Origin of the sequence: Parashewanella hymeniacidonis, from assembly GCF_016900895.1 — a bacterium.
Taxonomy (GTDB): domain Bacteria; phylum Pseudomonadota; class Gammaproteobacteria; order Enterobacterales; family Shewanellaceae; genus Parashewanella; species Parashewanella hymeniacidonis.
Genome location: NZ_JAFEUN010000162.1, coordinates 1 through 6,603, shown reverse-complemented (window position 1 = coordinate 6,603; position 6,603 = coordinate 1). Strand labels below are relative to the sequence as shown.

7 protein-coding genes and 1 pseudogene are annotated in these 6,603 nt (G+C 37.8%); 5 read left to right on the top strand and 3 right to left on the bottom strand.

Translation table 11 applies throughout. The annotated features are described in order from the left end of the window. On the top strand, positions 1 to 1,032 hold a 1,032-nt coding region (locus JQC92_RS20385; protein ID WP_205001366.1), incomplete at its 5' end, for an HDOD domain-containing protein. 16 nt (positions 1,033 to 1,048) lie between these two features. Here JQC92_RS20385 and JQC92_RS20380 read toward each other — a convergent pair. Then, entirely contained in the window at positions 1,049 to 1,999 is a 951-nt protein-coding gene (locus JQC92_RS20380) for an AraC family transcriptional regulator (protein WP_205001365.1), read from the bottom strand. 124 nt (positions 2,000 to 2,123) lie between these two features. Between JQC92_RS20380 and JQC92_RS20375 the strand changes: the two genes are divergently transcribed. Continuing rightward, positions 2,124 to 2,366 (top strand): VF530 family protein, encoded by a 243-nt coding sequence (locus tag JQC92_RS20375; RefSeq protein ID WP_205001364.1) that lies wholly within the window; start codon positions 2,124 to 2,126, stop codon positions 2,364 to 2,366. An 86-nt stretch (positions 2,367 to 2,452) separates the two neighbouring features. Here the strand turns inward: JQC92_RS20375 and JQC92_RS20370 are convergent, their stop codons facing one another. Both JQC92_RS20370 and JQC92_RS20365 read right to left on the bottom strand, forming a co-directional pair. Next, on the bottom strand, positions 2,453 to 2,644 hold the full coding sequence (locus tag JQC92_RS20370; RefSeq protein WP_205001363.1) for a hypothetical protein: 192 nt from the start codon (positions 2,642 to 2,644) through the stop codon (positions 2,453 to 2,455). A 6-nt stretch (positions 2,645 to 2,650) separates the two neighbouring features. Next, the gene (locus JQC92_RS20365) at positions 2,651 to 3,025 is read right to left on the bottom strand and encodes a hypothetical protein (protein WP_205001362.1); all 375 of its coding nucleotides are present in this window, start codon (positions 3,023 to 3,025) and stop codon (positions 2,651 to 2,653) included. Positions 3,026 to 3,492: 467 nt separating this feature from the next. Between JQC92_RS20365 and JQC92_RS20360 the strand changes: the two genes are divergently transcribed. The 3 genes and pseudogenes from JQC92_RS20360 to JQC92_RS20350 form a co-directional block, all read left to right on the top strand. After that, positions 3,493 to 4,215, top strand: a complete 723-nt coding sequence (locus JQC92_RS20360; RefSeq protein ID WP_205001361.1) for a pseudouridine synthase — start codon at positions 3,493 to 3,495, stop codon at positions 4,213 to 4,215. Between the two features lie 88 nt (positions 4,216 to 4,303). After that, the gene (locus JQC92_RS20355; RefSeq protein WP_205001360.1) at positions 4,304 to 4,627 is read left to right on the top strand and encodes a hypothetical protein; all 324 of its coding nucleotides are present in this window, start codon (positions 4,304 to 4,306) and stop codon (positions 4,625 to 4,627) included. Between the two features lie 493 nt (positions 4,628 to 5,120). Beyond that, positions 5,121 to 6,485, top strand: a pseudogene (locus JQC92_RS20350) (TonB-dependent receptor plug domain-containing protein); the annotation flags it as partial. Between the last annotated feature and the right edge of the window lie 118 nt (positions 6,486 to 6,603).

The following is a 6,603-nucleotide window of genomic DNA, read 5'->3' as shown; positions in this document are numbered from 1 at the left end:
TTCTGGAAACGCTCACTAAAAACAAATTTGCTTTTGATATTTATCACCAGAGTTGGACTTCCTGCTCTGGCGAGCTCGCTTGTATTTGTGACTTTAGATCATATAGATCTGATCAGTCCCCATTATTTGTTTGGTAAAGAGTGTGGTATTGAGCGAGGTGATCAACTCGCTGTTTTTATTGCGAGTCAAATTTCAGACTTATTAAGATCGCCAACAGAATTGTTAAATGATCTTCCTGTTCTGCCCAGTTCGCTAAATGAAATTTCTAGACAGTTAAAAAATGATGAGTTCGATGCTATCAGTATTGTTAAGTTGTTGAATGAAGAACCTGTCATTGCTGCTAAAGTGATTCAATTAGCCAATTCAAGTGCCTATAAAAAAGGTGAAACTCCAATTATTAGCTTGAAGAAAGCATTTCTAGCTCTAGGGGCTAATGGCCTTAATGAAGCAGTAATAAACGGATTTGTTAAACAGCTCATTCCACAAAATAATCTCTACTTTCAATTTTATGGCGTCAAGCTATGGCAACACAGTGTAACTACAGGGAAAATCGCAAAAAACTTATTGGAGCAATCCGGCCGTAAAGAATTTGGTGCTGAGGCGTATTTGCTCGGATTGATGCAAAATCTAGGCAATATTGTAATTTATCAACTGTTACTCGATGCCTTTTCTGTTGTACCTCCGGAGTGTGAGCCAGGTTCAAGGCATTTTAAAAAGGTGCTAAATCAATATTCAAAAAAGCTGACCCATCAAATTGCCTATCATTGGGGGTTTCCAGAAAGAGTAGTGATGAGTTTAGAGAAGCAATCTCTGATTCATGATCGTAAAGTGCTTGAAGTTGTATTTCAAACTGATTTTTTGAGTGGCTATATTTTTGAAGCAAATGTGATAAGCCAAGCGTTATTGCTAAAGCGGCAAAGTAAATTCCAAGCCAAAAATGTCTACGAGCAAGCTAAACAAAAATTGTATAGTCCCGAGGCGATTGCTTCTCTAGACTCATTATTCATTGAATTAAATACTGAAGTTGCTTAATGATATTGATTTGAACTTATAATCTGAGTGTTTTTGAGGGGGGTTCTTGAAATAAGGCTTTGTATTCTTTTGAGAATCTTCCAAGTTCGATAAACCCCCAGTTTAAGGCAATATCTATAACTTTAAAGCGTTTTTTTTCAGAGTTCTGTAACTGTTTCCTTGCTCCATTTAACCTAATTAATCTTAAGTACTTGATTGGGGTAACTCCAAACTGTTCCAAAAAACCGTACTGCAAGCTTCTTTCACTCATACCTGCAACGTTGCACAAGGTTGCAATATCAGGAAGTAAATGCGCATTATGGTGCAAGTAATCAACAACTTTGTAAACGCCAACTTGCCTTTTGGACTGTGATTTTTCTAACGATGTTGAGGCTATGGGGTCTATAAGCGTATCGAGTGTCACTTGCAAGGTTTCAGAGCTTAATAAAGCCGCTGTTTTAGTTAATCCATTAAGATTAATGTTCCGAGATAGGCTCATGATCTTATTCAATTGATTTGAAAAGTAGAGCGATTTTTGTGGTGTCACCTCGATAATACTACTTTGCAATAACGAATCAGGCAGTTCTCGATTAAATATTTGTTGGTATTTTGAAGATAAATATTCCTTCAAGAATACGGCTCCGATATAATCTAAATTATCATCGTAAACCATTTCCCAGCTGCCTCCACTTGCTTTACAGAAAGTATGGTTACGTCTTTCTTGGCCACAAAAACGGAAATTACTTGAATGGATTAAAGGGAACGCAAATGGGATGTACTGAGAGTTCGGTGTTGCTTGAATCATGCCACCAGTAGTTAGCGCTTCTCGCATAATTTGCGCTGAACCAAGGTTAACCTCGTTGTATCGAACGTTGAGGTTACCTGTTTTAAGTTGGGTATAATGACGGTTCTTATTCGGCTGAAAATGAGAAAGCTCTTCTAAGTTGTTTGTTTCTATACTTCGAAAGTGGCTACCAATTTCAAACATTTATTACTATTCCTGGGCGGGTAATATGAGTTTTAATTTAACGATTATTTTACCTTGTTGAGTTTTGAAAATGGAAGTGTAATAAATATTTATATTTCTTTTATATGGTTTGTTATAAAAATATATGAGTTCACAACAGAACAACCCTTTACATGGGAAAAGGCTCGACGCTATATTGGAAGAGCTTCAACAAGAGTTTGGCTGGAATGGTCTTGCAGATAGAATCAATGTTAACTGCTTTAAGAGTGACCCTTCCATTAAGTCATCACTTAAATTTTTAAGGAAAACCCCTTGGGCTAGAGATAAAGTTGAACAGCTTTATACTGATACTTTTTGTAGAGTTGATCCTTGGGGGAGTGGAAGGTAGGTAATGTAATAACCATACTCGTTGTCATGTTAGATATTGATGTAAGGTATAGTGAGCTCATCGTTGCTTCCGTGTTATTGGACGAATTATAGGCGGATTAACAGTTCCAGTTTTTCTAATCCAGTACGACGTAATTGATTTAAGTTTATATCTTTCAAACTTACAATATCTTCTTTACATAGACACTCAGGAGCAACTTTTTTCGTCATTGGCTCGTTATTAATATTATAAAAAGAGCGGTCATTGAGAATGAACGCAGAAAGACCTTCTATTGACATTAATACTCAATATGGTTTGTGTATAAATTCTTTCTTGTTCACACAAGTGTTCCTAATATTTACTGCAACTGCAACTGCAACTGCAACTGCAACTGCAACTGCAACTGCAACTGCAACTGCAACTGCAACTGCAACTGCAACTGCAACTGCAACTGCAACTGCAACTGCAACTGCATTGTTGAAGTTTATCGGTTGGACAGTTATTGAGCAGCGATAAGAGCTTAGGTTCATTTCTACTGATTGGTCACTTATTTCAGAGCCTTCGATACTGGAAAGCATGCATTCAGCCGCCTTTTCCATTAAAGGCTTCTGGTGGTGCTGCTTGAGTAATGCCATATTTTTATTCGTGTCTGTATAAGGCATTGATAAAAGCCAACTCATAATCTTTGCATTATTAAGTACACTCTGGATTTGCTAACTCTTTATAGAGTTAAGAAAGATACGGCAAATAGATCTAAAAAAAGCGAAAATGCTTGATGCAGTTAGCCTTCTATCTGCTGAGGGAGTTATATCCCAGTTATTTCCATTAAGTGAGACTGAAAAACCACCTGAGGTTGAGTCTTCTACCTTGTTACAAGATAGACCCCAAGCTTCTTGTACAGCATTTCGAGGTGTAAAAACAGGGGAAGTCATTTTAGAAACTGTTATATTCAGAAGTATTGCCTGTAGCATACTTTTTATTCAAACTTATTTACTAAGACTAATAATGCTTTTTAACCTTAGGTCAATCTGAAATCATTTACCAAATGTTAGTGCAATAAAGCAATGAGTTTTATTCTGCAGCATCTAATGTCTAATGTCTAATGTTTAATGTTTGAGCCTTCAACGAGATAATTAAAGAAATACCAATGAAATCCAAACGAGGTCGTTTAGACCGATTTATTTGTAAAGCGTTACAAATTCCAAAAAAGCAGGTGCGAATGTATCTACTTGAAAAAAGAATTAAAGTTAATGATGTGGTGGCTGACGCACTGGATATGCAAGTCACTGAGTTTGACAAAATTCAGTTGGACCATCAGCTTCTAATGGAACATCAGCCCATTTATATCTTAATGAACAAGCCTGTTGGAGTTGTAAGTGCAACAAAAGATGATCTTCATAAGACCGTCTTAGATTTAATTGATCACCCAGACAAAGCTCAATTACATATTGCTGGCCGGTTAGACTTGAACTCATCTGGTTTGTTGCTTCTCACCAATGACAGTAAGTGGTCATCTCAATTAATGTCACCAGATGCAAAAGTAACAAAACAATATTATGTGAAGTTAAGAAATCCTGTGAGCGAGGATTATATATCAGGTTTTAACCAAGGCTTTTACTTTGAATATGAAGATATTACGACTAAACCTGCCAAGTTAGAAATCCTATCCGATTTTGAAACGCTAGTGACTTTGAGTGAAGGTAAATACCACCAAATCAAGAGAATGTTTGGTCGTTATCGAAATCCAGTAGAGTCTCTTCATCGTATTTCGTTAGGGCATATCAATTTACCTGATGAACTTAAGCCTGGTGAGTGGCGATTAATGAAAGAAAATGAAATCGATCAGATCGATACCTCAAGTAGCAAATGATCGATAAATCACAAAAACGTTGTTTGAAATTGAATCGTTTATTTTGTGGTTGATAATGACATCAATATGAACATGGTCAGCGAAAAAGATGAGTACGAATAAGCAACTAGAAGATTATAGCAACGATGAGCTAAAGCAAATCAGTCAAGATGAGAGTGTCGAGCCAATTTGGCGAAGACAAGCTGATAAGATTATCGCTATGAGAGAGTGGGAAAAAAGGAATATTGAGGAGACCGACTATGTGGTTGGTTGCCTCGAACGGAGAGGATATAAAGTCACCGTTACCAATAAAATTGTTGCAGAAAGTGAAGACGAAAGACGTGTGATGTACTTATCTGATTCAAGTTTGGTCATGGACGACAATGACGAGTGCATAAGCATTGATGACTTTGCACTTTGGTTAGATAGTTAGCTGTTGAAGCACTTTATGTTGTTCTGCAGATAGTGGTTTTAAATTGAAACAGGTAGTGGTTTTAAATTGAAAATAGTAACAATATCGAAATATTTATCTAGGGGCTGTTGATCTTTGTTTAATCATTCAGCTGAGCAATACATCGCCTTAATCGAGGCGGAAATAGTGCAATTTAGTCATCTAAATAAACTATTTTTAACACAGAGTAAGGCGATTTAGACTCAGCCCGTAGGGCAATGGTTATTTTTAACGCTATCTGCATTGTCACTGCGCTCATTTAGAAGAACTAAATAACGCTTGTTCCGCTTTGCTATCGTCAAAAAATAATCATTGCTGAAAATATCAACAAAGATCAACAGCCCCTAATATTTTGTAGCATTTTGAAATAATTATATGTTTATAAAATGTATCAATTATGTTATTGATATTTTTCCTAGATTAAAGGACAGGAGGTCAGAGGAGTACTCCTAGTAAACCAATTTGAGGGAACAACATGAAAACATTTAAGTTGAATGTGCTTTTTGCTGCCATTACTGCAACTGCAGTTTCATCTTACGCAAGTGCGGCTGATGACAATAAAGAAGAAGTTGAACGTATAGAAGTAACTGGATCGCACATCAAGCGCACCGACATGGAAGGTCCTAATCCGATCACGAGTTTATCTGTCGAGGACTTACAAGATACTGGTGCTACAGATCTTATTGGAGCACTGTCGAAGTTACCTATAGCTGGTGCTGGAACCTTCTCTACTCAAGCAAACTCGAGTGATGATACTGCAAATGGTGGTTCGAGCGTTTCATTGCGTGGGTTGGGTGCCGATTCAACCCTAATTTTGGTTAACGGACGTCGTGTTTCTGTGAGCCCATTTGCGAAAGGCATTGATACAGCTTTCGTTGATATCAACAATATCCCAATTGCAGCAGTCAAGCGCATTGATATATTGAAAGATGGTGCGAGTGCTGTTTACGGTTCTGATGCTATTGCTGGCGTGATCAATATTGTTTTACGAAATGATTTAGATGGTGCTGAAATCAGTGCGCGCTATGGCGATACAACTAGCGGAGGTGGTGAAGAACAAAACTTGAGTATTGTTTGGGGTAACCAAGCTGAAAAAAGTAACCACACATTTATCTTAGATTATTTCAAGCGTGAAGAAGTGCTCTACGGTGACAGAAGTTTTGCAGCAACAGCGAACCAAAAAGCTCGCACGGGTGATCCTTATGCGACAGATTTTAGAAGCTCCTCTGGCTATCCAGGAACGATTGCACTAAAGAGTGATCCAACAAACCGTATGGCTGATACCTTTGGTAATGATGTTTGTCCAGCCGACCAAATTGTTGGTGATCTATGTCGCTATGACTATGCGCCCGTTATGACGATGATCCCTGAAGCTGAACGTTTCAGCTTTAACTACATGGGGCGATATGACATTACGGATACAATGCGCGGCTTCGCTGAGCTTAATGGACAAAACGGTCGCAGTTTAGTGCGTGGTGCTGGTAGCCCAAGTTTCAACGAATTATTCATGGCTGGTGTCAATCCTAATCATCCTTTTGCTAATCAAGCTGATCACGAGTTTCATGGTCAGGATCTCACAATGAGACGACGAATGGTTGATATAGGTAACCGTGCTAAAGACGTCGATAGTGATTATTACCGTGTTATCTTAGGCCTTGAAGGTGAAATTGCTGAAGAGTGGAGTTGGGAAGTTGCGTACAACTACATTAAATCAAAATCAGTAGAGCGTGGTATTGATGGTTTCCCGAATAAACGCCGATTACAAGAAGCGATCGATAATGCAACTTATGATCCATTTGAGCCTTCTTCCAACTCTCAAGAAGCTTTAGATTATATGGAACCCATCAAACATGGGTAACAAATTAAGAAGAAAAATCTGAGGAGAAAAGCTTTATTTTTGAGATAATAAGTCAACCACGACAACTATCAAAATAAAATGGCGATTCTGAACAAAACAC